General features: G+C 62.2%; 18 protein-coding genes. 9 read left to right on the top strand and 9 right to left on the bottom strand.

Annotated elements, in window-relative coordinates:
- Nucleotides 1-60: 60 nt before the first annotated feature.
- Both aceE and aceF read left to right on the top strand, forming a co-directional pair.
- Nucleotides 61-2,730: a pyruvate dehydrogenase (acetyl-transferring), homodimeric type gene (aceE, locus tag RYH70_RS15425; RefSeq protein WP_317009371.1), complete on the top strand. Its 2,670-nt coding sequence runs from the start codon at nt 61-63 to the stop codon at nt 2,728-2,730.
- 37 nt (nt 2,731-2,767) lie between these two features.
- A complete protein-coding gene (gene aceF, locus RYH70_RS15420) occupies nt 2,768-4,477 on the top strand; it encodes a dihydrolipoyllysine-residue acetyltransferase (protein ID WP_233917129.1) in 1,710 nt (569 codons plus the stop codon).
- Nucleotides 4,478-4,526: 49 nt separating this feature from the next.
- On the opposite strand, the gene RYH70_RS15415 is transcribed toward aceF, so the two are convergent.
- The 7 genes from RYH70_RS15415 to RYH70_RS15385 form a co-directional block, all read right to left on the bottom strand.
- The gene (locus tag RYH70_RS15415; RefSeq protein ID WP_022993702.1) at nt 4,527-4,874 is read right to left on the bottom strand and encodes a Spy/CpxP family protein refolding chaperone; all 348 of its coding nucleotides are present in this window, start codon (nt 4,872-4,874) and stop codon (nt 4,527-4,529) included.
- A gap of 85 nt (nt 4,875-4,959) precedes the next feature.
- Entirely contained in the window at nt 4,960-5,658 is a 699-nt protein-coding gene (locus RYH70_RS15410) for a response regulator (RefSeq protein WP_055098805.1), read from the bottom strand.
- On the bottom strand, nt 5,636-7,012 hold the full coding sequence (locus RYH70_RS15405) for an ATP-binding protein (RefSeq protein WP_022993700.1): 1,377 nt from the start codon (nt 7,010-7,012) through the stop codon (nt 5,636-5,638). Before RYH70_RS15405 ends, RYH70_RS15410 begins: the two co-directional genes overlap by 23 nt.
- A 113-nt stretch (nt 7,013-7,125) precedes the next feature.
- Entirely contained in the window at nt 7,126-7,731 is a 606-nt protein-coding gene (locus RYH70_RS15400; RefSeq protein ID WP_022993699.1) for a cob(I)yrinic acid a,c-diamide adenosyltransferase, read from the bottom strand.
- A 218-nt stretch (nt 7,732-7,949) separates the two neighbouring features.
- Complete coding sequence (locus tag RYH70_RS15395) at nt 7,950-8,819, bottom strand: ketopantoate reductase family protein (RefSeq protein WP_317009370.1); 870 nt, start codon at nt 8,817-8,819, stop codon at nt 7,950-7,952.
- Nucleotides 8,816-10,114 carry an AmpG family muropeptide MFS transporter gene (locus RYH70_RS15390; RefSeq protein ID WP_022993697.1) on the bottom strand — a complete coding sequence of 433 codons (1,299 nt, stop codon included), beginning with the start codon at nt 10,112-10,114 and terminating at the stop codon, nt 8,816-8,818. The genes RYH70_RS15395 and RYH70_RS15390 overlap by 4 nt, the downstream gene beginning before the upstream one ends.
- The gene (locus tag RYH70_RS15385; RefSeq protein ID WP_022993696.1) at nt 10,115-10,447 is read right to left on the bottom strand and encodes an MGMT family protein; all 333 of its coding nucleotides are present in this window, start codon (nt 10,445-10,447) and stop codon (nt 10,115-10,117) included. It abuts the gene before it with no gap.
- A 344-nt stretch (nt 10,448-10,791) separates the two neighbouring features.
- Between RYH70_RS15385 and groES the strand changes: the two genes are divergently transcribed.
- Both groES and groL read left to right on the top strand, forming a co-directional pair.
- Nucleotides 10,792-11,082, top strand: coding sequence for a co-chaperone GroES (gene groES / locus RYH70_RS15380; protein WP_014995778.1), 291 nt, complete (start codon nt 10,792-10,794; stop codon nt 11,080-11,082).
- A gap of 52 nt (nt 11,083-11,134) precedes the next feature.
- Nucleotides 11,135-12,775 carry a chaperonin GroEL gene (gene groL, locus RYH70_RS15375; RefSeq protein ID WP_022993695.1) on the top strand — a complete coding sequence of 547 codons (1,641 nt, stop codon included), beginning with the start codon at nt 11,135-11,137 and terminating at the stop codon, nt 12,773-12,775.
- Nucleotides 12,776-13,356: 581 nt separating this feature from the next.
- Here the strand turns inward: groL and RYH70_RS15370 are convergent.
- Nucleotides 13,357-14,289 carry a LysR family transcriptional regulator gene (locus RYH70_RS15370; RefSeq protein WP_063142386.1) on the bottom strand — a complete coding sequence of 311 codons (933 nt, stop codon included), beginning with the start codon at nt 14,287-14,289 and terminating at the stop codon, nt 13,357-13,359.
- Nucleotides 14,290-14,442: 153 nt separating this feature from the next.
- Here RYH70_RS15370 and RYH70_RS15365 point away from each other — a divergent pair, with 153 nt between their 5' ends.
- From RYH70_RS15365 to RYH70_RS15355, 3 genes are read left to right on the top strand one after another with little or no spacing between them, the layout of a single operon-like run.
- A complete protein-coding gene (locus RYH70_RS15365) occupies nt 14,443-15,909 on the top strand; it encodes an AMP-binding protein (protein WP_063142387.1) in 1,467 nt (488 codons plus the stop codon).
- Nucleotides 15,910-15,929: 20 nt separating this feature from the next.
- On the top strand, nt 15,930-17,096 hold the full coding sequence (locus RYH70_RS15360; protein ID WP_063142388.1) for a TAXI family TRAP transporter solute-binding subunit: 1,167 nt from the start codon (nt 15,930-15,932) through the stop codon (nt 17,094-17,096).
- A gap of 46 nt (nt 17,097-17,142) precedes the next feature.
- The gene (locus tag RYH70_RS15355; protein WP_063142394.1) at nt 17,143-19,155 is read left to right on the top strand and encodes a TRAP transporter permease; all 2,013 of its coding nucleotides are present in this window, start codon (nt 17,143-17,145) and stop codon (nt 19,153-19,155) included.
- Between the two features lie 52 nt (nt 19,156-19,207).
- Here RYH70_RS15355 and RYH70_RS15350 read toward each other — a convergent pair whose 3' ends face one another.
- The gene (locus RYH70_RS15350; protein ID WP_317009369.1) at nt 19,208-21,457 is read right to left on the bottom strand and encodes a sulfatase-like hydrolase/transferase; all 2,250 of its coding nucleotides are present in this window, start codon (nt 21,455-21,457) and stop codon (nt 19,208-19,210) included.
- Between the two features lie 186 nt (nt 21,458-21,643).
- Between RYH70_RS15350 and RYH70_RS15345 the strand changes: the two genes are divergently transcribed.
- On the top strand, nt 21,644-22,297 hold the full coding sequence (locus RYH70_RS15345) for a response regulator (protein WP_063142389.1): 654 nt from the start codon (nt 21,644-21,646) through the stop codon (nt 22,295-22,297).
- A gap of 8 nt (nt 22,298-22,305) precedes the next feature.
- The gene (locus RYH70_RS15340; RefSeq protein ID WP_233917124.1) at nt 22,306-24,117 is read left to right on the top strand and encodes a sensor histidine kinase; all 1,812 of its coding nucleotides are present in this window, start codon (nt 22,306-22,308) and stop codon (nt 24,115-24,117) included.
- The last annotated feature ends 1 nt before the right edge of the window (nt 24,118 follow it).

The following is a 24,118-nucleotide window of genomic DNA, read 5'->3' as shown; positions in this document are numbered from 1 at the left end:
TTCGCTGTCGCGGCGATCCCGCGACGGCGTGGCTAACGCGATTAAAAAGGACGCAAGCCCATGCAGAAAAGAAACTTCTTCGATGATATCGATCCGGCGGAAACACGCGAATGGCTGGACGCGCTGGAATCGGTAATCGAACGGGAGGGGCCGCAACGGGCCGCCTGGCTGTTGGATGTATTGACCAACGGGGCCCAGGAACAAGGCGTATTGCGCACCCACCTGAACACCCCGTACATCAACACCATTCCGCCTCGCAAGGAGGCGCCGTTACCCGGCGATTTGTTCATGGAGCGGCGTATTCGCTCCCTGATCCGCTGGAATGCGTTGGTCACGGTGCTACGGGCCAACAAGAGTGATGACGATCTGGGTGGTCACATCGCCAGCTTCGCCTCCTCCGCGACCCTCTACGACGTCGGCTTCAATCACTTCTTCCACGCGCCTCACGATGACAACCCCGGTGACCTGGTGTTCTTTCAGGGGCACTCCGCTCCCGGTGTCTACGCCCGTGCCTACCTGGAAGGCCGTATCGACGAGGAACAACTGGATAACTTCCGCCGGGAAGTGGCGGGCAAGGGACTATCTTCCTATCCGCACCCCTGGCTGATGCCGGATTTCTGGCAGTTCCCCACCGTGTCCATGGGGCTGGGGCCGATGCAGGCCATCTACCAGGCCTATGTGATGAAGTACCTGCAGAATCGCGAGCTGGTTGCCGACCATAACCGCAAGGTCTGGGCCTTCCTCGGCGACGGCGAGATGGACGAGCCCGAATCCCTGGGCGCGCTGTCCATGGCCGGCCGGGAACAGTTGGATAATCTGGTGTTCGTGGTCAACTGTAACCTGCAGCGCCTGGATGGTCCGGTGCGCGGCAACGGCAAGATCATCCAGGAACTGGAAAGCCTGTTCCGGGGCGCCGGGTGGAACGTGATCAAGGTGATCTGGGGGCGCCTGTGGGATCCGTTGTTGGAAAAAGACGACGAGGGGCTGTTGCGCCGCCGCATGGAGGAGTGCGTGGACGGTGAATATCAGGCCTACAAAAAGAACGGCGGTGCCTATACCCGCGAGCACTTCTTCGGCGCCTATCCGGAGCTGAAGAAAATGGTCGAGCACATGAGCGATGAGGACATCTATCGTCTCAACCGTGGCGGCCACGATCCGTTCAAGGTGTATGCCGCCTATAACGAAGCGGTGAACCACACCGGTCAGCCCACCGTGATTCTGGCGAAAACCGTGAAGGGTTACGCCACCGGTGCCGGGGAAGCGGTCAACAAGACGCACCAGATGAAGAAGATGGATCTGGAGAGCCTGAAGGAATTCCGCGATCGCTTCGACATGCCGTTCACCGACGAAGAACTGGAAGCGATTCCCTACTACAAACCGGAAGAGGATTCTCCGGAACTGCGCTACATGCGTCAGCAGCGGGAGAAACTGGGCGGCTACATGCCGGTGCGCCGGCGTGAAGCCAGCCAGTCCCTGAAAATGCCGGGCCTGGATTTCTTCGCCAACTTTCTGGAAGGCACCGGCGACCGGGAAATTTCCACCACCATGGCGTTCGTGCGCATGCTCAACGCTCTGGTCAAGGACAAGACCCTGGGCGAGCGGGTGGTGCCGATCGTACCCGACGAAGCACGAACCTTCGGTATGGAAGGCATGTTCCGGCAGTTGGGTATCTACTCTTCCAAGGGCCAGAAGTACGAGCCGGAAGATGCCGGCCAGGTGATGTACTACCGCGAGGACAAGAAAGGACAAATCCTCGAGGAAGGCATCAACGAAGCCGGCGCCATGGCTGCCTGGATCGCCGCGGCCACCAGCTACAGCGTCCACGATTTCACCCTGATTCCGTTCTTTATCTACTACTCCATGTTCGGCTTCCAGCGCACCGGGGATTTCTGGTGGGCCGCCGGTGACAGCCAGGCCCGCGGTTTCCTGCTGGGCGGCACCGCCGGGCGCACCACACTCAATGGTGAAGGTCTGCAACACCAGGACGGTCACAGCCATGTTCTCACCAGCACGGTGCCGAACTGCGTCAGCTACGATCCCACCTACGCGTACGAAGTGGCGGTGATCCTGCAGGATGGCCTGAAGCGCATGTATGAAGACCACGAGAACATCTTCTACTACCTGACGCTGATGAACGAGAACTACGTGCACGGCGCCATGCCGGAAGGCGCCGAGGAAGGTATTCGTCGCGGCATGTATCTGTTGCACGAAGGCAAGGGCGGCAAGAAGGCCGCGAAGGTGCAGCTGTTGGGCTCCGGCACTATTTTGCGCGAGGTGGAAGCCGCGGCGGAGCTGTTGTACCAGGACTTTGGTGTCAGCGCCGACGTCTGGAGTGTCACCAGTTTCAATGAGCTGCGCCGGGAAGGCATCCGTGCCGACCGTGATCGCATGCTGGCACCGGAGCGCGACAAGCATGAGCCGACCTGGGTGGAGTGCTGTCTGGCGGACCGCGCCGGCCCGGTGATCGCATCCACCGACTACATCCGGGCTTACGCGGATCAGATCCGGCCCTGGATCAAGGCGCCTTATCGGGTGCTGGGCACCGACGGCTTCGGCCGCAGTGATTCCCGTGCGCAACTGCGCCACTTCTTCGAGGTGGACCGCTACTTCGTGGTGTTGGCGGCGTTGACCGCGCTGCGCGATGAAGGCGAGGTCGAGGCCGACGTGGTGAAAAAAGCCATGGAAAAATACCGAATCGATCCGGCCAAACCCTATCCGGTGACCCACTAATGATTTTCCACTCTTCTTCCACAAGAAGGAGCAAAGCGTGAGCAAGGAAACTATTCGAGTCCCCGATGTCGGCAGCAGCGATCCTGTTGATGTCATCGAGGTGACGGTGAAAGAGGGCGATACCATTGCCCCGGAAGACACCATCGTGGTGTTGGAATCGGACAAGGCGACGGTGGAAGTGCCGGCGCCCAAAGGCGGCAAAGTGCTTGGTCTGTTGGTCAAGCAGGGCGACAAGGTCAAGGAAGGCGACCCGCTGCTGGAGCTGGAGGCGGAAGCCGGTGGTGATGACGCCGGACAAGCGGCCGGGCAGGAACAATCTGGCCGGAATGGTGCCGAGGAAGTCGAGCCAGAACAGGAGAGCAAAAGCACGGACGAAAGCGCCGACAGCGAAGATGATGAACAGGAAGCACCCCAGGGCGGCGGCAGCCAGACCGTGACGGTGCCCGATCTTGGCGATATCGAAGGCGCTGAAATCATCGAGATCCCGGTCCAGGACGGGGATCAGGTGGAGGCCGAGCAAACTCTGGTGGTGCTGGAGTCCGACAAGGCGTCCCTGGACATTCCTTCGCCGGCGGCGGGTACCGTGGTCCGGTTGCGGGTCAAGGTGGGCGACAAGGTCGGCACCGGTGATCAACTGATGGATCTGGAAGGGACCGCCGGCGGCGCCGTGGCGAAGAAATCGTCCGGTGATGACGGTAAAACGGCGGCGAAAGACGGCGGTGACAAGGCCGTGGCCAAAGCCGAATCCAGCCCGGCGAAAAGTGCCGGTCAGACACAAAAACCGGCCGATCAGGCGCCTGCCAGACAGGAGAGCAGCGCGGCTTCCGCGTCCTCCGGTCAGCCGTCCGCCCAGGTGCATGCCGGCCCAGCCGTGCGCAAGCTGGCCCGTGATACCGGTGTGGACCTGGCGCTTGTCAAAGGATCCGGCCCCAAGGACCGGATTCTCAAGGAAGACGTCCACGCCTATCTGAAAAGCCGTATGGAAGCGCCGGCCGGGGCGGGCACGGCGGCACCGGTGGACGATTTGCCGGACATCGATTTCAGCGAATTCGGCCCGGTGGAGCGAGTGGAACTGAACAAACTGCGCAAGGTGGCGGCCCGCAACCTGCACCGCAGCTGGATCACCATTCCGCACGTTACCCAGTTCGACGAAGCCGATATCACGGACCTGGAAGCGTTCCGCAAGAGCCAGAACAAGCTGCTGGAGAAGGAAGGCGTCAAGCTCACCATGCTGGCTTTCCTGGTGAAGGCCTGTGCCAATGCGCTGCGTGCCTTCCCGCGTTTCAACAGCTCTCTGGAGAAAGGCGGCGAAGCCCTGATTCAAAAGGACTATGTGCACATTGGCATCGCCGTGGACACTCCCAACGGTCTGGTGGTGCCGGTATTGCGTGACGCTGACAAGAAAGGACTCAAGGAAATCGCTCTGGAAATGTCGGAACTGGCTGCCAAGGCGCGGGATCGCAAGCTGACGCCGGCGGACATGAAGGGCGCCTGCTTCAGCATCTCGTCCCTGGGCGGCATTGGCGGGACCGCGTTCACGCCGATCGTCAATTGGCCGGAGGTGGCGATTCTCGGTGTCAGCCGCTCCGACACCAAGCCGGTGTGGGATGGCCAGGCGTTCCAGCCCAGGCTGACGCTGCCGTTGTCACTGTCCTACGATCATCGGGTGATCGATGGCGCCGACGCGGCGCGCTTTACCACCTACCTGAGCAGTCTGCTGGGGGATTTGCGTAGAGTGTTGCTGTAAAGGTCGTGACTGTTTCACCCTCTCCCCTTAAGGGAGAGGGTGAAACTTTCTATTCCGCGTTTTTCCGCTCCAGACGCTGCTGCATCCGTTCCATGCGCTCCTTCATTTTTTCCTTGCGTTCTTCCTGTAGCGCCTGCGCTTTGTCCCGCTGTTCCGCCGTCAACACCGCGTCCACGCGCTGGCGGGTTTCATCGTGCAGCGTTTTCATTTTCTCGTGCTGTTCCTCGAAGATCGACTCAATCTCGGTGCGTTGAGCATCGGTCAACTCCAGGGTTTCCGCCATGCGGTCCATGCGCTGCTCCGGATCGAACTTCATCTTCGGGCCGTGACCCATGCCGGGGCCGGCGAAGGCGGTGGTGGTGACCAGGGTAAGGGCGATCAGTAGTGCTTTGTTCATGGTGCTTTCTCCGTTGAACTTCGATGCACCCAGTGTCGGAGATGAATGTGCAGAGAGCGTGCAGGAACCATGGAACAACCCGCGCTTATTCGTCTGCATCGGGATCGTCTTCCGGCCGGGCCTGAAGACGGTAACCCACACCGTAGACACTGCCGATCCAGTCATGGTCACCGGGCAACCCTTCGCCCAGTTTGCGCCGCAGCTTGCGAATATGGCTGTCGATGGTGCGATCGGAAACCACCCGGTGGTCCGGATAGATCACGTCCATCAGTTGATCGCGGCTCCAGATCCGGCCCGGTTGTTTGGCCAGGGTGGCCAACAGTTCGAACTCGATGGCGGTGAGCGCCACCCGGGCACTTTGGTAGACCGCCTCGAAGCGATGACGGTCCAGTTCCAGCCCGCTGCCAGGTTCCAGCTCCGTGGCCAGGGCGCGGCGCAACACCGCCTTGACCCGCGCCACTACTTCCCGGGGGCTGAACGGTTTGCAAATGTAGTCGTCGGCGCCGATTTCCAGCCCCAATAACCGATCCACCTCTTCCACCCGGGCGGTGATCATCAGAATCGGTACCTGAGAGAAGCGGCGGATGGTTTTGCACAGTTCCATGCCGTCGCCGTCGGGCAGCATCAGATCCAGCAGTACCGCCTGATAACCTCCTTCACGGACGAGCCGTTCCGCTTCCCGCACGCTGGCGGTCTGATCCGCCTGGAAGCGGCTGTGGGTCAGATAGTCCGCCAGTAGCTGCGCCAGGCGGGGCTCGTCTTCAACGATCAGTACGCGGGCCATGATGATCCTTGGGCAATCGAATGGTGATACGCAGGCCGCCCAGGGGGCTGTGCCCGGCCGTGATGGTGCCGCCATGGGCTTCGACGATGCGCTGGCAGATCGCCAGTCCCAGACCGGCGCCGCCGGTGCGGCGGTTGCGCGAGCTTTCCACCCGGAACAGGTGATCGAACAGTTTCGGCAACGCTTCCTCTGGCACACCCGGGGCGGTGTCGTTGATGGTAAGGCGCCAATGGTCCTGCTCGTCGTCCAGAACCAATTGCACTTCGCCGCCCTGATCGGTGTATTTCAGGCTGTTGTGCAGCAGATTGTCGAGCAACTGCCGCAGGCGTACCGGGTCGCCGCTAAGGGTGGCCGGCGGCAGCGTGGTGAGCAGGGTCAGGCCGTGGCGCTGCATTGCCGGGCGCACCGCGTCCACGGCGTCCTCGCAGAGGGCGTCCAGGTCCACCCGGGTAAAGTGATAGCGCAGGTTGCCGGCGTCGGCCAGAGCCAGATCGTGCAGATCGCTGACCAGATGGGTCAGGTGCCGGACCTCGGATTCCAGGGTGCTGATGGTCTCCTTGCTCATGGGCCGTACGCCATCCTGGATCGCTTCCAGCTCACCGCGCAGTACCGCCAACGGCGTGCGCAACTCGTGGGCGATATCAGAGAACCAGCGCTGACGGGCCTGCTGGCCCTGATTCAGGCGCTGCGCCAGGCTGTCCACATGGCGAATCAGATCGCCCAGCTCATCGCGGCGCTGACTGGTCAGCCGGGCCCCGTAATTCCCTTCGCGCAATTGCCGGGTATGGCGGCTCAGGGCGGTGATCGGCGCCACGAAGTGGCGTGCCAGCAGCCACGACACCAGTAACGACAGGGCCAGGCCAATCAGGGTCATCCACAACATGAAACGCAGTTGCCGTTCCTGGAACCGGCGATCCATGGAGTCGCGGATCGCTTCCTGGTCCGGATAGACCAGCCAGCCCACGACCTGGTCGCCAATACGGATCGCCACCTTGCGACGGAATTTGGGCGCCACTGGTGGGCCCAGCAGAGGGTGCTTGTCGGCCGTCAGCAACTGCAGGTGACGATGGGCATCGCGGTCGATTTTACGCGGGTCGGGCTGATTGCGGTCACCGGCGAGCCAGTACAGCCGCCCCAATTGACGCGGGTCACGTAACAGAAAGTCCCAACTGCCCCGCTGCGCATAGAGCACCGCCAGGTGATCGGCCAGCCGCTCCACCTGGGCTTGCTGGCGCTCATCCAGATACTTGGACAGGCTCTGCTCGAACGACAGGTAATAGAAGGCGCTGGCCGCCAGGATCAGCAGCAGGAAAGTACCCAGAAAGGTGAGGAACAGCTTGTTGCGTATGCCCATGATGCTCGCGGGAGCCGTGGAGAATCGCTCCAGTGTAAGGCCGCCGGAGGTGTCTCCCTAGCGACTTGCACATTCTTTCAAAATGGAATGCCTGCAAGCCGCGCGGCGTCCGGTCAGCGATCCTCGCGCCGTATCCACTGTGATTCCGGCGTTTCAGCGCGCAGGTTGATCAGGCGGGCCATGATGAACAGCAGGTCGCCGAGACGGTTGAGGATCGCCAGGCTGACCGGGTTGACCTCTTCCTCGGCGGCCAGGGTCACCAGCCGGCGTTCGGCGCGCCGGGCCACGGTACGGCAATGGTGACACCAGGCGGCGTCGGCGTTGCCGCCGGGTAATACGAACTCTTTCAACGGCGGCAGTTCGGCATTGATCAGATCGGCCTGGGATTCGATTTCCACCAGTTCGGCATCGGTGAGGGTGGCGGTGGCGGGAATGGCCAGCTCGCCGCCGATATCGAACAGCCATTGCTGCAAATTCTCGATCAGCCGGTCCAGATCCTCATCAAGCGGGTGAGCGCGTAGTACGCCGAGTGCGCTGTTGAGTTCATCCAGGCTGCCCAGGGCTTCGATGCGGGGATGGTCCTTGGCGACCCGGCTGCCATCGGCGAGGCCGGTATGGCCATCGTCGCCAGTGCGGGTGATGACCCGGTTGATGCGGGTCTTTTCATCCTTGCGGGAAGACATGGCGATTCCTTGTTGATGATGTGGCGTGGAATCCATGAATGTACTCCGGATTCCGCCACGGGTGCAGCCCCGACCCCGGAGACATGAGGGGAGGAGAGCTGACCGCCGGCTCTCCACCAGCTCTGAAACCGCCCGCTTCGGATCACCCTGCTACGAAGCCGCTGTGGAAGCTACTGCTGGCGAATCTTTTGGGCGCAGTGTCTTATTCGCCAGCAGGGCTAGCTCCTACAGCGGTCTTGTAGCGACCTCTGATTTCATGTCCGCGAGGTCATGGCGGCGACGATGCGCTCATGAGCCGGCAGTGACAGCCCCTGGGCAGCGGCCCGGCGCAGTAAATAGCCATTGATGGCGTCGATCTCGGTGCGGGCGCCGTTACGGACGTCGGCGCGCATGGACGAAGTATTGCCCGCGGTGGCGCTCGCCACCGCCATCACCCGGGGCAGGGAGTCGCCGGGCCAGGTCGGGTCCAGAGCGGTGAGCAACTGGTCGGCCTCCCGGCACAGTTCGGCGGCCTGGCGTTGCAGTTCCCGGTCTTCCAGCAGCCGGCCGTTGGGCACGTCGTGGAGCGCGGTGAGCGGGTTGATCACCGCGTTGGCCACCAGCTTGTGCCACTGGCGGTGTTGAAAGTCCGTTGGCCAGCTCAGATTCGGCCAGTGTGTGCTCAGCTGCTCGAACCAGTCCGGCACGACATCACCGCCGCCCATCCAGGTCTCGTTCTCCGCCACCACCTGATGTTGTGCCGGCCCGTCCTGTTTCACCGCCGAGGTGGTGACCACCTCGATCGGTCGCAGGCCCCCTGGCAGCAGACCATCAAGGCTGCCGAGGCCATTTTGCAGGCGCAGCACCTGGCTATTGGCGGTCAGCGGTACTGGCTCCAGGGCGGCGGCGCTGTACGGCGCCTTGCAGGCCACCACCAGGTGGCGCGGCGGTTCGGTCAGCGCGGCGGGCGAGAGCACCGGCAGGATCAGGTCGCACGGCGGCCTGCCGTCGGCGAAGGTGAGTCTCCTGCGAAGCGGACTTGCCGTGTCGTGGCGCAGCACGGTCACCGCAAAGCCGGCCTGGCGCAAGTAATACGCCGCCAGCAGGCCCATGTTGCCGGCGCCGAGCAGGTACCAGGTGCTCATAGCCGCTGTGTCTCCGGCCGGGCGCCGTGCCGGATCAGCCACAGCAGAATCAGCAGTCCTGGTATCGCCATCAGCGCGGTGAGTATAAAGAACACCTCCCAGCGGCCACCGAGAAGATCCACCATCCAGCCGCTGCCGGCGGCCAGGGTGGTGCGGCCCAGGTTGCCCAGCGACGCCAGCAGCGCGTACTGGGTGGCGGTGAACTGCCGGTTACACAGGTCGGAGATATAAGTGACGAAGGCAATGGTGGAAACCCCGCCGGTGAAGTTGTCGAGAATCACGCAGGTCAGCAGCACGGTGTCGTTACGGCCGGTCACCGCCAGCCAGGCGTAGAGCAGATTGGTCAGGGCCATGGCGATACCGGCCACCAGCAGGCCCCGGGAGGCGCCCAATTTGATACTGATGGCGCCGCCAAGAAAGCTGCCCACCCCCAGCGCCACCATGCCGGCGGTTTTGACGTAAGCGAACACCTCCGCCCATTCGTAGCCGATTTCGTTGTAGAAGCGGATCGACATGGTGCCGAGAAACGCCTCGCCGATCTTGAACAGAAAGATGAATCCCAGCAGTACCGCGGCCATTTGTGGGCCGTTGCGGCGAAAGAATTCGATAAAGGGCGCGAAGACCGCGCTTTGCAGCCAGCGCGCCATGCGCTCGCCCGGTGGGGCGTCCGGGCGTCCGCTCACTCTGACCCTGTCCTCGGGTTCCCGTGCCAGCAGGCAGCCGGCCACGCCAAACAGCATGGCGCTGCTCATCACCAGGTAGATCTGGTTCCAGCTGTCGAGCCAGGCGGTCAGCCACAAAGCGATACCGGCGATCAGCAGATTGCCCAGCAACCACCCCACCACGCCGGCGGAGGCGGCGGCGCCCTGCTGGTCCACCGGCACGGACTCGATCCGCAGGGCGTCGATGGCGATGTCCTGGGTGGCGGAAACAAAAGCGATGATCAGGCAGATAATGCCCACGGCCAGCAATTGCTGGCTGGGGGTGAACACGGAGAGCAGGATCAGCAGTCCCACCAGCGCCACCTGGCTGAGCAGAATCCAGGCCCGGCGTTTGCCCAGCGCCCGCCCCAGCGGGCCCAGGCGGAAACTGTCCACCAGTGGCGCCCACAGAAAATTGAGCGCGTAGGGCAGGGAGACCAGACCGAACAGGCCCAGGCTGGTACGGCTCAGCCCCTCGTCGGTGAGCCAGGCGGACAAGGTGGAAACGATCATGCCCTTGGGGAAGCCGCTGGCAATACCCAGCAGAAAGATCACCAGGATGCGGCGATCAAAAAAGGCGTTTTCCAGTTTCATTTACTCTCCGGGGGCGGATTCGGCGGCCTCGGGGCGCCATTGGAAGCGGCGCAATGGCACGCGGTGGCCCAGCACCGCCACGCCTTCCTTGTGTAACCGGCGCAGTTGGGTCTCTCCGCTGGGAGTGCCGATCAGCGGCAGCCCACCGTCACCCCGGATCACCCGATGCCACGGCAGTTTGCTGCCCTTGGGCAACTGGCTCATCAGCCGGCCGACAAAACGGGCGTGGCGCGGGTAACCCGCCATGCGGGCCACCTGACCATAGCTGCAGACGGTGCCGGCGGGGATGGCCGCCACAATCTGATAGACCGCGTCGCGGAACTCCTGATTCATGCGGCGAGTATGAAAGTGCCGGGAGCACCGCGCAAGACGTGAGCACGCCAACAGGCTGGCACGCGACGTCCAACGCCGGATAGTCGCCATGGAGGCCTGTATTCGCGTGTTAGCGTGCAAGCGTGTTGCGTGCCAGCGATTTTTTCATCCGCGATGCCTTGAAAGGCGGACCGGGAACCCCATTAGGAGGTCACCGGCGTGACGGCCTATTGACTGTCATAACGGTCCAATTATGATTAGCACTCTCTGGCATAGAGTGCTAAGCCGGGCCTGGCCATGCCGGTCCGGCCATGATGCTGACTACATTCGTTGATTGCTGAAACCTCAACAGGAGAAGAGAGGCAATGAAAATCCGTCCGTTGCATGATCGCGTACTGGTGCGTCGCGAAGAGGAAGAAACCAAGACCGCCGGCGGTATCGTGCTGCCCGGCTCAGCCGCTGAGAAGCCTTCCCGGGGTGAAGTGATCGCCGTGGGTAATGGCAAGATCCAGGAAAACGGCGACGTGCGTCCTCTGGACGTGAAAGCAGGCGACAAGGTGATCTTCGGCCAGTACGCCGGCAACACCGTGAAGGTGGAAGGCGAAGAGCTGCTGATCATGAGCGAGGCCGAAATCCTGGCCGTGATCGAAGGCTGATCCTGATTCTCCACTGCTTTCCTGGATAACCGAATTTCAGAGGAACACGACAATGGCTAAAGAAGTACTGTTTAGTGACGACGCCCGCCAGCGCATGGTGAAAGGCGTGAACATCCTGGCCGACGCGGTGAAAGTCACCCTGGGTCCGAAAGGCCGTAACGTGGTGCTGGAGAAGTCCTTCGGCGCTCCGGCCATCACCAAGGACGGCGTGTCCGTGGCCAAGGAAATCGAACTGGAAGACAAGTTCGAGAACATGGGCGCGCAAATGGTCAAGGAAGTCGCTTCCAAGGCCAACGACGAAGCCGGTGACGGCACCACCACCGCCACCGTACTGGCCCAGGCCATCGTCAACGAAGGCCTGAAAGCCGTGGCCGCCGGCATGAACCCGATGGACCTGAAGCGTGGCATCGACAAAGCCGTCATCGCCGTGGTGGAAGAGATCAAGAAGCTGTCCACACCCTGTGACAACACCAAGAGCATCGAGCAGGTGGGCACCATCTCCGCCAACTCCGACAGCTCCGTGGGCGAGATCATCGCTCAGGCCATGGAGAAAGTGGGCAAGGAAGGCGTGATCACCGTTGAAGAAGGCCAGTCCCTGGTCAACGAACTGGAAGTCGTGGAAGGCATGCAGTTCGACCGCGGTTACCTGAGCCCGTACTTCATCAACAACCAGGAAAAAATGCAGGTTGAGCTGGAAGAGCCCTACATCCTGCTGGTGGACAAGAAAATCTCCAATATCCGCGAACTGCTGCCGGTACTGGAGAACGTGGCCAAAGCCGGTCGTCCGCTGATGATCATCGCCGAGGACATCGAAGGCGAAGCCCTGGCCACCCTGGTGGTGAACAACATGCGCGGCATCATCAAGTGCGCCGCCGTGAAGGCTCCGGGCTTCGGCGATCGCCGCAAAGCCATGCTGCAGGACATCGCCATCCTCACCGGCGGTACCGTGATCTCCGAGGAAGTGGGCCTGAGCCTGGAAAACGTTTCCCTGGAAGACCTGGGTAACGCCAAGAAAGTGAACATCGACAAGGAAAACACCACCATTGTCGATGGCGCTGGCGAGCAGGGCGACATCGATGCCCGCGTCGAGCAGATCCGCCGCGAGATCGAGAACTCCTCCTCCGACTACGATCGCGAGAAGCTGCAAGAGCGCGTGGCCAAGCTGGCTGGCGGTGTGGCCGTGATCAAGATCGGTGCCGCCACCGAAGTGGAAATGAAAGAGAAGAAAGCCCGCGTTGACGACGCCCTGCACGCGACCCGTGCTGCTGTTGAAGAAGGCGTGGTACCGGGTGGTGGCGTGGCACTGGTGCGCGCTCTGGCCAACATGGGTGACCTGACGGGTGACAACGAAGAGCAGAATGCCGGTATCACCATCGCCATCCGTGCGCTGCAAGCGCCGCTGCGTCAGATCGCCACCAATGCTGGCGCCGAAGCGTCCGTGATCGTGCAGGAAGTTCGCAACGGCAGCGGTAACTACGGTTACAACGCCGCCACCGGCGAATACGGTGACATGCTGGAAATGGGTATCCTGGATCCCGCCAAGGTCACCCGCTCCGCGCTGCAGGCCGCCGCTTCCGTGGCCGGCCTGATGATCACCACCGAAGCCATGGTGGCGGACAAGCCGGAAGAGAAAGGTGCTGCTCCGGACATGGGCGGCATGGGCGGAATGGGGGGTATGGGCGGCATGATGTAAACGCCGCTCCGGCTCCCACCGAAGCCTGAAAAAGCCCCGCCCGAAAAGGCGGGGCTTTTTTGTAGTTCATCGCGGATTACCGGGAATGTGGGTCTCCATCGGCGGCGCGGGTCTGCACGGAGGCCTTCCGGGATCGCCGTAAATACATCCCTGTAGGCTCCCGGTTTGACGTCCCTGTCAAACAGGGTCCCGGAAGGCCTCCGTGCAGACCCGCTTAGAAGTGAACCGCCGCGTTCCGGACGCCAACGACGACGGACCTTTCTGGAAAGGGAAAGGATGGCCTCCGGTTGCTCGCGGTGGATAGGGCATCCGTATTCGCCGGTCACCCTGAAGCGGAGCCGCGTTACGCCTTTGCGGGACTCTGCTTCACGGTGTTGCCGCAAAGGCGTAACGCGGATCCGCTGTCCCTGATGGAAGGCAATACGGTTTCCCTCCATACCGCGATGAATCTTTTTTTGTGCCTGTCTCCAAGGCCAGTGAACCCGCCTCCTACAGCGGTTTCGTAGACTTGCGGATTCAGGGGATTCCAGTGGAGCAGGCATTTTTGCGCTGGCGAACGGTTGAGTCCCGCCCATGATCATTCACGGATTCTGATTTTTCAGTATCGCCCCGATGCTGCCGTCATCGGAGAACAGCGTCCTGATGTAATCGAGAAAGGTCCGGATAAGCTGAGAGGGATAGAGGTTTGGCGCGGTGATCAGATACAGTTTGTCGCCCCACATTTTCGGGTCAGGATCGAAATCGATCAGCGTTCTGACCAACTGCCCCGATTGCAGTTCATCACTGATCAGGTAATACGGCAGTACCCCGATGCCATTGCCAAGCACCACCGACTGCTTGAGGAAATTCATGTCCGAGCATTGCAGTTTCGGTTGAAGATCGACGACATGGTGTGTGTCCCCGGAGATGAATCTCATGATCAGTCGATTGTTTCTGACTGGGGGTGTAACCAGGGCATGGGTGGGTAATTCCTCCGGCGACCGCGGAGTCCCGTGGTTTTCCAGATAATCCGGGGAAACGCAGGTGACCCACTCCATGGCCGACAATTCCCGGGCCACATAATGATCGGGCGGTGAATTGGCGACCCGGATGGACACGTCGATTTCATCCTCCAGCAGATCGTATATCCGGTTGTTGAACGTGATTTGCATGGTGACCTCGGGGTTCTCCTTGCAAAAATCCAGCAGGGCCGGCGCCAGCACCAGTTGGCCCAGGCCGATAGGCACGCTGACTCGCAGGTGGCCCCGCAGCGCCCGCCCCATATCCCTGACAACGGCCTCCATGGCGGTGAATTCCTGCATCACTTTCACCGCGTGTTCATAAAGCCTGATGCCTATCTGTGTCAGCTCCACCCGGCGGGTGGTGCGTCTCATCAACTGAACCCGGAGTTCCGTTTCCAGCTTCTTGAGGCGCCGGCTGATGTTGGAACGGCTGGTCTGTAAGCGGTCCGCCGCGCTGGTCATGCTGCCGCTTTCCACCACCGCGACCAGGGCCTCGAAGTCCTTGATGTCCATGACGGGTGCTATTGTTGCGAATTTGGAAACAGTCTGGCCAAAATATGGATCATTGTCTAGGTTGTGAATCCTTTCTACAGTGTCCGCTACCACTGGCGACATCGTGTCACGCGCTCATCGCGGGGCACCAACTAATGTAGAAAGGTAAGAATAATGACAGCAGACCTGGTCTTTGAGGACCGGCTCATTGGCGGAGAAGAACTTGATCTCAGGGCTCGGAGACTGGCGGGTGGACTGACCGGTCTTGGTGTGGGCGAAGGCGATGTGGTTGCGGTGATGGTGAAAAACCATCCGGCGTTCATTGACCTGATGCTGGCCTGCCAGGTGCTGGGAGCCCATTACTGCCCGATCAACTGGCATTTTCGCTCCGCTGAAGCCGAGCATATCCTGCTCGATTCCGGTGCCAGGGCGCTGATTATCGAGGAGGGTTTTCTGCGGGAGATTGCTGAGATCATTCCCGCAGCGCTCTCCGTGATTGCCATCGACGGCGACAACGGCGAACCCCCTGACTACGAGAGCTGGCTGAGTCGGCAGCCGGAATACTCCGGCGAGGTTCGTGCCCCTCGCGGCATGATGCCGTACACCTCCGGCACCACCGGCAAACCCAAAGGGGTATGCCGGCTGCCCTTGGGGCCGGAGCATCCGCCCGCCATGCAAGCGCTTTCGGAACAGGCCTGGGGCGTCAAAGCCGGCGTCCGGACCCTGATGCCCGCGCCGCTGTATCACAGCGCGCCGAATTCCATGACGCTGCAGACGCTGCTGCACGGCGATCTGTTGGTGCTGACGCGGAAATTCGACGCGGAAGACATCCTGAGGCTGATTCAGCGGCACGGGATCACCACTGTCTATCTGGTACCGATCATGTACGTCCGGCTTCTGCGGTTGCCGGAGAGCGTCAAAAACCAGTACGACATTTCATCGGTGAGATTTGTCGCGTCCACCGGCGCATCCTGCGCCCCGGAACTGAAAGCCGCCATGTTGGCCTGGTGGGGGGAGGTTATCTACGAGACCTATGCCTCCAGCGAAACCGGGATGCTGACCGTGCAGACGCCCGAGGGGGCGCGGATCAAACCGGGCAGTGTCGGCAAGCCGGTGTTGAACGCCGAAATAAAAATCGTGGGCGACGACGGCAAAGAATGTCCCATCGGTGAAACCGGCGTCATTTATGGCCGGCAGCCCGCCTATCCGGACTTCACCTATCAAAACAACCCGGCCGCCCGCGCTAAAGCCGGCTTGGGGGCCCTGATCACGGTCGGCGATGTTGGCTATGTGGACGAAGACGGTTACCTGTATGTCTGCGACCGGGTTTCCGACATGGTGATCTCCGGTGGCGTCAATATTTACCCGGCTGAAATTGAACATGCCCTGCTGGAATTGCCGGAAGTGCTCGATTGCGCGGTCTTTGGCATTCCCGATCAGGAGTATGGGGAATCTCTGGTGGGGCTGGTGAAGTGTACCGGCGGTGCCGATCAGGTGATGGAGAACATTCGCAACTATCTGGTCGGGCGCCTGGCCAATTACAAGATCCCCAGGGACATCCGGATAGTGGACGATCTGCCCCGTGACGATAACGGCAAGGTATCGAAACGAAAACTGAAACAAGAATTCGCCGAATCCTAGAATAAAAAGAGGAGTTTTTTATGAATAATCTGAAGAAAATTCTGGCGGGGTTCGCGCTCGCGGGCGTCATTGCTCTGAATCCGGTATCCGCCGATACCGCGAGCCCGCTTCCCTCGACCATGGCCTGGACTTCCTATCCGACCTCCTCGGCGAACTATGCTCAGCTTTTGGCGCTGGGGAATGTGCTCAAGAAAAAGTTCAACGTATCGGTTCGGGTATTGCCCGGTGATAACGATGTCTCCCGAATGACGCCGTTGAGAACCGGCCGTGTCGATCTGTGCGGTTGTGGTATCGCCAGTTACTACGCGTCGGAAGGGGTGCTCCTGTTTGCCGATGCCGCCTGGGGGCCGCAACCGGTGCGTGTGATCCGAACGTCCATCGCTGATTTTGGCATGGGGTTGGTGGTGGCCGGTGATCTGGAGGTCAAAACCCCCGCCGATTTGAAGGGCAAAAAAATCGCCTGGGTCCGAGGCGCGCCATCGTTGAACCTCGGTACCGAGGCCTATCTGGCGTTTGGCGGACTCAGCTGGGATGACGTGGAACGGGTGGAATTCCCCGGCTATAACCGTTCCTTCGACGGTATCATTCAGGGACTGGCGGACGCGGCCTTCACCATGACATCCGCGCCAGCGCCGGAACAGGTTGCCGCCAGCCCGAGAGGCATTACCTGGCCAGAGCTGAGCCCGGATGATGAGGAAGGATGGGCGCGCATGAAGAACGTGGCGCCTTACTTCCAGTCTCATGAGGTGACATCGGCGGCGGGGGGCGTTGTTAACAAAGACCACCCCCACGCGTTCGCAAGCTATCCGTATCCGGTCATGGTGGCGACCCGTAACTACGATTCGGACATTGTCTATAACCTGATCAAGGTCATACACGAAGACTACGACGAATATAAGAACGATGCGCCGGGCGCCACCGGGTACGGGATCGACAGCCAGAATATGTTTTGGGTGATTCCGTTCCATGACGCGGTGGTGCGGTACTACAAGGACATTGGTATCTGGACCGATGAGATGCAGGCACACCAGGATCAGTTGGTCCGGCGCCAGGCACTCCTGATCAAGACCTGGAATGCCTTTGTCGATGACAATCCGCCCTCGGATCAGGATCAGTTCCGGGAGGCTTGGATGCAGGCACGGGCCACTGCTCTTGAAGCCGAAGACATGAACCCGGTCTTCTATTGAACCGGTCATCCTGTGCTCGCAAGTTCCTGTCCGGAGTTTCATGACCATGAGTTCGACTCAGGCAACGTCCCCCAGGGATACTGTCAGCCAGCCGGAAAATATTTCCGGCATCCGCTCCCTTTCCGGTGTCTGGCTATGGGTGCCGAGACTGGCCACCCTGGCCCTGACTCTGATCACCATTGACTACCTGTTCAACCTGCAGATCATCAACATCATCACCCGGGTGGAAAGCCAGTTTTTCTACACCGTGGTGGCCCTGATGCTGCCGTTGGTGTTTCTGCTCTGGCCGATCAATCGCCATGGTGCCCGGGACCGGGTGCCCTGGTATGACGTACTGCTGTTCATCGCCGCCGTGGTGGTGTGCGCCTTCTTTGTTTACAACGCGGAACATATCCTCAACCGGGGCTGGGAATACGCCGCGCCGGGCCACGCGGTGACCCTGAGCTTTTTGTTCTGGGCGATTGTAGTGGAAGCGGTACGCCGGGCGGGCGGCTGGCCGATCGCCGTGATCGTTGGCGGTGCCAGCCTCTATCCGATCTTCGCCGATGTGATGCCCGGGCCGATCCAGGGTTTTCCTTCCAGCCCGGACGCCACCGCTATTTATCTGGCCATGAGCCGGGAAGGCATCATGGGGATCCCACTGCAGGCGTTCGCCAATCTGGTGATCGGCTTCCTGCTGTTCGGGGTGGCTCTGCAGCAGACCGGTGGCGGCAGGTTTTTCATTAACCTGGCGTTTTCCCTGCTCGGCCACGTCCGTGGCGGGCCCGCCAAGGTGGCGGTGTTTTCCAGCGGGTTGATGGGCTCGATGAGCGGCAGCGTGATCACCAATGTCATGACCACCGGCGTCATGTCGATCCCCGCCATGCGCCGGATGGGGTTCGGCAAATCCTATGCCGCCGGCGTGGAGGCCTGTGCTTCCACCGGGGGGGTGCTGATGCCGCCGGTGATGGGCGCCACCGCCTTCATCATGGCGTCGTTCCTGAACATTCCCTACGGTACCATCGCCCTGGCCGCGGTGGTGCCTTCGGTGCTCTATTTTCTCGGGCTGTTCATCCAGATCGATGCCTACGCGGCCAGATACGGGATCAAGGGACTGCCGGAGGACGAGCTGCCATCGTTGCGGCAGACGCTGAAAGAAGGCTGGTATTTCATTTTTGTCTTCGCTTTGCTGATCTGGTTGCTGTTCTTCCTGCGGCGGGAGGCCACCGCGCCGTTCTTCGCCACGGCGCTGCTGCTGATCATCAATCAGCTCCTGCCTTATCAGCGCTGGGGCTGGCGGGAGGTCAAGAACTTCTTCTCGACCTCGGGCAAGCTGTTTGCCGAACTGATCGCCATCCTGGCCGGGGTCGGCCTGCTGGTGGGCGCGCTGTCGGTGACCGGACTTTCCGGCACCATCGCCAACGACCTGATTTTCCTGGCTGGCGGCAACACCCTGGTGCTGTTGCTGATGGGGGCGCTGACCAGCTTTATTCTCGGTATCGGCATGACAGTGACGGCGGCATACATTTTCCTGGCGGTGGCACTGGCGCCGGCGCTGATCAACGGTGGTGGCATGGACCCGTTGGCGGTCCACCTGTTCATTCTTTACTGGGGCATGCTCAGTTTCATTACGCCACCGGTGGCCCTCGGCGCCTTCGCCGCCGCCACGGTGGCCGGAGCCCGGGCAATGGAAACCGGAGTCCAGGCGATGCGGCTGGGCAGTGTGATCTATTTCATTCCGTTCCTGTTCGTACTGAATCCGGCGCTGATTTTTCAGGGGGCCTGGTATGAGGTCGTGATGGTGATCACTCAGGCGTTCTTTGGCGTGCTGCTGATCGCCTGCGCCATGCAGGGCTACCTGCTGGGTGTCGGCGATCTGTCGGTAAACCGGGTTCTGGAGTGGCCGATCCGGCTGGCGCTGATCGGCGGCGGCATGCTGCTGGCTATCCCGGGAGGAGGCCCGGTGCCACTGACCAACCTGACCCTGTCCCTGATCAGCGCCGCGCTGCTGGTGCCCGCCATCGGCGCCGCCTGGCTATCGGTGCGGACTATGCCGGCAGGGCAAACAGCGGGGACCTGAGGTCCCCGCGTGCCAGCGTATCGCGTGTAAGCAATACCTCAATGCCGGAGCTTCAGGGCCGGCAGTCCTGCCCCATATTGGCCTCGATCAGATCGCGGTCGGCGGTGTCGGTGAGGCCATCCAGGTTGACGTCGTACCAGCTCGACAGGCCGCCGCCCTGGTCGGGGTCGGCCCAGTAGGCCCATTGCTCCAGGTCGGTGGCGTCCACCACGCCATCGTCGTTGCCGTCGCCGGGGCATGCGCTGTCCCCGGCCAGCAAGTCGGTCAGGCCGGTGCTCAAGGCCGCGTAATGGGTTTGCTCCGTGGCGGTCAGTTGGTCCGGCGTTTTGTCCGCCAGCAGGTCCTGGTCTTCGCGGTCGAGTTTCAAGGTCAGCGGGTCCGGGCTTTCATTGATCTGGTAGAATTCCTCGCTATCGACGAAGGTGTCCGTGGCGCAGTCCAGGCGGCTGATGCGCACCAGCTTATAGTGTTCGTCACGCAGGGTGCTCTGATGGTGAGGGAACAGTTTTACCGGGTCCTCGCCCTGGGACACCCGGTAATCGTTGACCGCGCAGCAGGAATCGAAGCCGTCCGCTCCGGCGGCGCCGCCGGGACCGTACCAGATGCCGCTCTGGTCTTCGCAGACGCCCTGTTGCGGGAAGATTTCCACGCACACATTGGCGCCGGGAATGACGCAGGGCGGCGCCGGATCAGCGCTGAAATTGGTGCCCAGCTCGCTGAAGTTGGTGTCGCGAATGGCCTGGTGGTCCGGTTCGGTCAGGTAGGGCATCACCGGCCGGGCGTCCAGCTGTACCGAGGCGGGCAGACGCTCCTCGCCGATGCCGGCGATTTCCCGGAACAGGCTGAACAGATCGGTGTTGTTGACCATATGCGGCACGTCGCGGTCCGGGCTGTTGACGATGGATTCAGGGCCGGCCACCACCAGCGGCACCCAGACGCCGGATTGATAGAGCGAGCCCTTGGCCCGTACCGGGTCGAACGGCAGTTTGACGCTCGGCATGTAAGTGCCGTTGTCGCTGGTGAACACCACCACGGTGTTGCTGTCCGGGTTGTAGCGCAGGGTGCCGTCATCAAGCCGCTCGGCAATGCCGGTGGTCACCAGCAGGCGCCCGATCTCATGGTCCACCGCCTCCAGCATGTGTTGGGCCACCGCCCGTTGCTGGGCGAAATCCGCCGCTTCGGTGGGATCGACGATGCCCAGTTCCGCCAGGCGATTGGCGGCGGGGGTGCCGCAGCCGAGCAGGCTGAGGTCCGCGTCCGGGTGCGGCAGCAGAGCCGCCGGCGGCGGTTGCAGCGGCGCATGCAGGGCGGAATAGCCGAGGCTGAGCATCCAGGGGGTGCCGGGTTGCCGGGCGCGGGTTTGCGTGATCCAGTCGATGGCGCGGTCGGTCTCCTGCACGGTGCGGTAACCGCGGGCGCGGGGATCGGCGGCGAGCAGGGTTTCGTCGCGGCCATCGGCGTGATTGATTTTCCATTCGCCAGTGTAATAGCCGTTCTGGACCGTGAAATCGAGTTCGGATCGGCGCATCTCGCTGTACACCGTGGCCTCGGGATCGAACAGGCCGCCGCGTTCCACGCAGGTACGTCCCGGCGTCGGGTAGCTGTCCAGATCGTTCATGATCAGATGCTCACCATCGGCCAGATAGCAGACACCGAAGTCGGCGCCGTTCTCACCGTCGGCCACGGTGTTGGGCACGAAGCCGCACTGGTAGGTGCCCTCCGGCGCCACGCCGCCGCCGGTGGTATCGATCGGGTAGGGAGCGCCGTCCAGATAGCCGGCGAAGTAGTCCCAGCCCAGTTCACGCATGGCGCCGTCGCCCAGCGGATGATTCTCGGGGCCCAGGTCGGAACCGGTCAGGTGCATCTTGCCGATCAGCGCGCTGACGTAGCCGGCTTCTTCGCGAAGCAATCGCGGCACGGTCAGGGTGTAGGGGGACACCTGGGAATTGGCCAAGTCATTGGAAACGATGGCGTTGCGCACGTTGTTGCGGAACGGATAGCGTCCCTCGAAAAAGGTGGCGCGGGTCGGCGAGCAGGTGGGCATCGACCAGGTGTTGCGGAAGCGCACCCCGGCGTTGGCGATGGCGTCGATGCTACTGGTTTCCGCCGGGATCGCGCCGCCATAACCGAACGCCCGGAACTGATCGATACCGGCATCGTCGACCACGATGAACAGAATATTGGGTGGCGTGGACGCGTCCGCGCCGCCATCCCGCGACGATCCGGAATCCGAATCGAAGCAGCCACCGAGCGTGAACAAGGTACAACCCGCCAGCATGAAGCCGGGCAGTGATGATTTCATGGTATCCCCCTTTTTGTTGGTTGGCGTGCCGCCCACGCGGCACGCTGTCGCCGGAATGCTTTTCCGCCCCGGTTATCTTTTCCTTGCGCGGGACCACAAGCCCATACCATAAATAGGGTATCCAGCGGTGCCGGGGGGTAGGGCATTATGTCGTTGGTGATTTCGGCGGTTCGGGGGAAAACAACAATGACGGGGACCAGCGGCGCGGTGCGTGTTGTGTTGCTTGAGGACGACGCGCCGTTGCGTGAACGCTTCGTCGGTATTCTCAGTGCCTGGGGCGGTGGCGAGCTGGTGGCGGCCTGCGCCACGCTGGAACAAGCGCTGGTGGCGCTGGACCAGCATCCGGTGGACCTGCTGATGGCCGACCTGAATCTGCCGGATGGCCATGGCATAGAAGCCATCCGCCGACTGCGCCAGCGCCACCCGGACGCCGATGCCATGGTCATCTCGGTGCTGGCCGACGACGAGACCGTGCTCGCCGCCATCGAGGCCGGCGCGGTGGGTTATCTGCTCAAGGACGCCGACTCCATCGAGCTGGTGGAAGCCATCGAGGAACTGCGCGCCGGGCGTTCGCCGATTTCCTCGTCGATCGCACGAATTCTGGTGCGCCGCATGAACAAGCCGGCGGAAGACCCCGCCGGCCCGGCGCTGACGCCACGGGAAATGGAAATCCTGCGTGGCATCGCCAAGGGCTTCACCTATACCGAACTGGCGGAATGGCTGAATATGTCACGACAGACGGTACCGGTGCATATCAAGAACATTTACCGGAAACTGGCGGCCAATAATCGATCCGAGGCCGTTTATGAAGCGTCCAAACGGGGGTTGTTGCGGTTGTGAGACGGGCGGTGGGGTTCGGGGTGTTGTGGGCATTGATGGCGCTGCTCGCCAGCGTGCCGCTGTGGGGCAGCCTGCCCGAGCCCGCCAGCGGCCGCATCGACACCGCGGAGCGCTATCAGGACGGCGCCTGGACCCCGGTATCCCTGCCCCAGGCCGGCCGCCCCGCCGGCGGCTGGGAACACTATCGCGCCCGCTTCGACTGGAATGGCCAGGATCACGCCTATCTCTACCTGCCCACGATCAGTCAGCGGGCGGTGATCGAACTGGCCGGCGAACGGATCGCGGACACCGAAAACCGCACCACCCTGGTGTCGCTGGCCTCGGGCATTCCGGCGCTGGTGGCGCTGCCGGGGAAACTGCTCGAGCGTGGCGAGAACGTCATCGATATCCGGGTGCAAACCCTGGGGCTGGTGCCCGGTTACCTCTCAACCCTGTATGTGGACGATGGCGAACGGCTGGCACCGTATTACCGAGCCCGGGTGTTCGTGCTCGAGTACCTGCGCTTGATGGTGCCCGCCGGGCAACTGCTGATCGCCCTGGTGGTGCTGGTGGTGTGGCTTTACCGGCCCCAGGAATCGCTGTTCGGCTGGCTGTTCCTGTTGCTGACCACCTCCATGTTCGTCTATCTGGGCATGATGCGGGAGCTGTTGCCGGCGCCGATCGAAGCCATGTATTACGCCATCATGGCCGGCTCGGCGGCCTGCGAGATTCTGGTGATCACCGCCTTGCTGATCGCCGGCGTGGCGCCGCCGCGCTGGTTGAAGGTCACGGTGCCGGGGGTGCCCGCCGCCTGCATCCTGGTCAGCGCGCTGGGGCTGGTGCCGGCGGCGCAGGTGGTGCTGTTCGTCAATGCGCCACTGAACATGCTCGGCCAGTTGGCGGCGCTGGCGATCATGGTGTGGGCGGCGCTGGCGCGACGGGTCGAGGAGGCCTGGCTGCTGGTGCTGCCGCTGCTGCTGTCGACGGTGGCGGCCCTGCATGACTTCGCCATCATCATGACCTGGCTGGACGGGCCGATCTTCCTGTCGCTGTATTACCGCCCGGCGATGATGATCGGCATCGCCATGATCCTGATGCGCCGTCTGGGTCTGAGCCTGGGGCGTCTGGATAACGTCAACGGCTATCTCAAGCAACGGCTGCAGGAGCAGGAGCGTGAACTGGAACGGCTGCACCAGGACGAACGCCGTGAGGCCGCCGCGCGGGCGCTCAGCGAGGAACGCCGGCGTCTCACCGCCGACCTGCACGATGGTCTGTCCGGCCATCTGGCCTCGATCATCGCGCTCTCGGAGCGGGAGAAATCGGAACGGGTGGAAGGCGCCGCCCGCGAGGCTCTGGATGATCTGCGGCTGGTGATCCATTCGCTGGACATCGACGACCACGAACTGCCGGTGGCGCTGGCCGGATTGCGGGAACGGCTGGAGCGGCAGCTCAAACGGCTGGGCGTGGGACTGGACTGGTCGCTGGCGCCGCTGCCGGAGATCGCCGGGGTCACCCCGTCCCACGCGCTCAATGTATTGCGCATCCTGCAGGAGGCGATCACCAATGCTCTGCAGCATGGCGGCGCCACCCGGATCACGGTACGGGGCGCCCGGTCCGAGTGCGGCCAAGCGTGCATCACGGTGGAAAACGATGGCCGTCCCTTTCCGCGCCGGCCCGAGCGGGGCGGTGAGGGATTGATCAACATGCGCCGCCGGGTCCGGCAACTGAACGGTGTGATCGACATCGAACCCCTGGCCAGCGGCACCCGTCTGACCCTGCTGCTGCCCCTGCGTCTGCCCGGCGCGGTGGCGGACCCGGGGCAGCCGGATCCGGTGGCGTAGC

The organism is Alloalcanivorax xenomutans, from assembly GCF_032810065.1.
In the GTDB taxonomy this organism is placed as follows: domain Bacteria; phylum Pseudomonadota; class Gammaproteobacteria; order Pseudomonadales; family Alcanivoracaceae; genus Alloalcanivorax; species Alloalcanivorax xenomutans.
This window is presented reverse-complemented; position numbering and strand designations above follow the sequence as displayed.

What these genes read in the sequence shown, in the direction of transcription:
- groES (WP_014995778.1), top strand. Translation starts at nt 10,792, where the DNA reads ATGAAAATCCGTCCGTTGCATGATCGCGTACTGGTGCGTCGCGAAGAG.
- RYH70_RS15390 (WP_022993697.1), bottom strand. Translation starts at nt 10,114, where the DNA reads ATGAAACTGGAAAACGCCTTTTTTGATCGCCGCATCCTGGTGATCTTT.
- RYH70_RS15410 (WP_055098805.1), bottom strand. Translation starts at nt 5,658, where the DNA reads ATGGCCCGCGTACTGATCGTTGAAGACGAGCCCCGCCTGGCGCAGCTA.
- RYH70_RS15385 (WP_022993696.1), bottom strand. Translation starts at nt 10,447, where the DNA reads ATGAATCAGGAGTTCCGCGACGCGGTCTATCAGATTGTGGCGGCCATC.
- aceE (WP_317009371.1), top strand. Translation starts at nt 61, where the DNA reads ATGCAGAAAAGAAACTTCTTCGATGATATCGATCCGGCGGAAACACGC.
- RYH70_RS15365 (WP_063142387.1), top strand. Translation starts at nt 14,443, where the DNA reads ATGACAGCAGACCTGGTCTTTGAGGACCGGCTCATTGGCGGAGAAGAA.
- RYH70_RS15350 (WP_317009369.1), bottom strand. Translation starts at nt 21,457, where the DNA reads ATGAAATCATCACTGCCCGGCTTCATGCTGGCGGGTTGTACCTTGTTC.
- RYH70_RS15415 (WP_022993702.1), bottom strand. Translation starts at nt 4,874, where the DNA reads ATGAACAAAGCACTACTGATCGCCCTTACCCTGGTCACCACCACCGCC.
- RYH70_RS15400 (WP_022993699.1), bottom strand. Translation starts at nt 7,731, where the DNA reads ATGGATTCCACGCCACATCATCAACAAGGAATCGCCATGTCTTCCCGC.
- RYH70_RS15355 (WP_063142394.1), top strand. Translation starts at nt 17,143, where the DNA reads ATGAGTTCGACTCAGGCAACGTCCCCCAGGGATACTGTCAGCCAGCCG.
- RYH70_RS15405 (WP_022993700.1), bottom strand. Translation starts at nt 7,012, where the DNA reads ATGGGCATACGCAACAAGCTGTTCCTCACCTTTCTGGGTACTTTCCTG.
- RYH70_RS15360 (WP_063142388.1), top strand. Translation starts at nt 15,930, where the DNA reads ATGAATAATCTGAAGAAAATTCTGGCGGGGTTCGCGCTCGCGGGCGTC.
- RYH70_RS15370 (WP_063142386.1), bottom strand. Translation starts at nt 14,289, where the DNA reads ATGGACATCAAGGACTTCGAGGCCCTGGTCGCGGTGGTGGAAAGCGGC.
- RYH70_RS15345 (WP_063142389.1), top strand. Translation starts at nt 21,644, where the DNA reads ATGACGGGGACCAGCGGCGCGGTGCGTGTTGTGTTGCTTGAGGACGAC.
- RYH70_RS15395 (WP_317009370.1), bottom strand. Translation starts at nt 8,819, where the DNA reads ATGAGCACCTGGTACCTGCTCGGCGCCGGCAACATGGGCCTGCTGGCG.
- groL (WP_022993695.1), top strand. Translation starts at nt 11,135, where the DNA reads ATGGCTAAAGAAGTACTGTTTAGTGACGACGCCCGCCAGCGCATGGTG.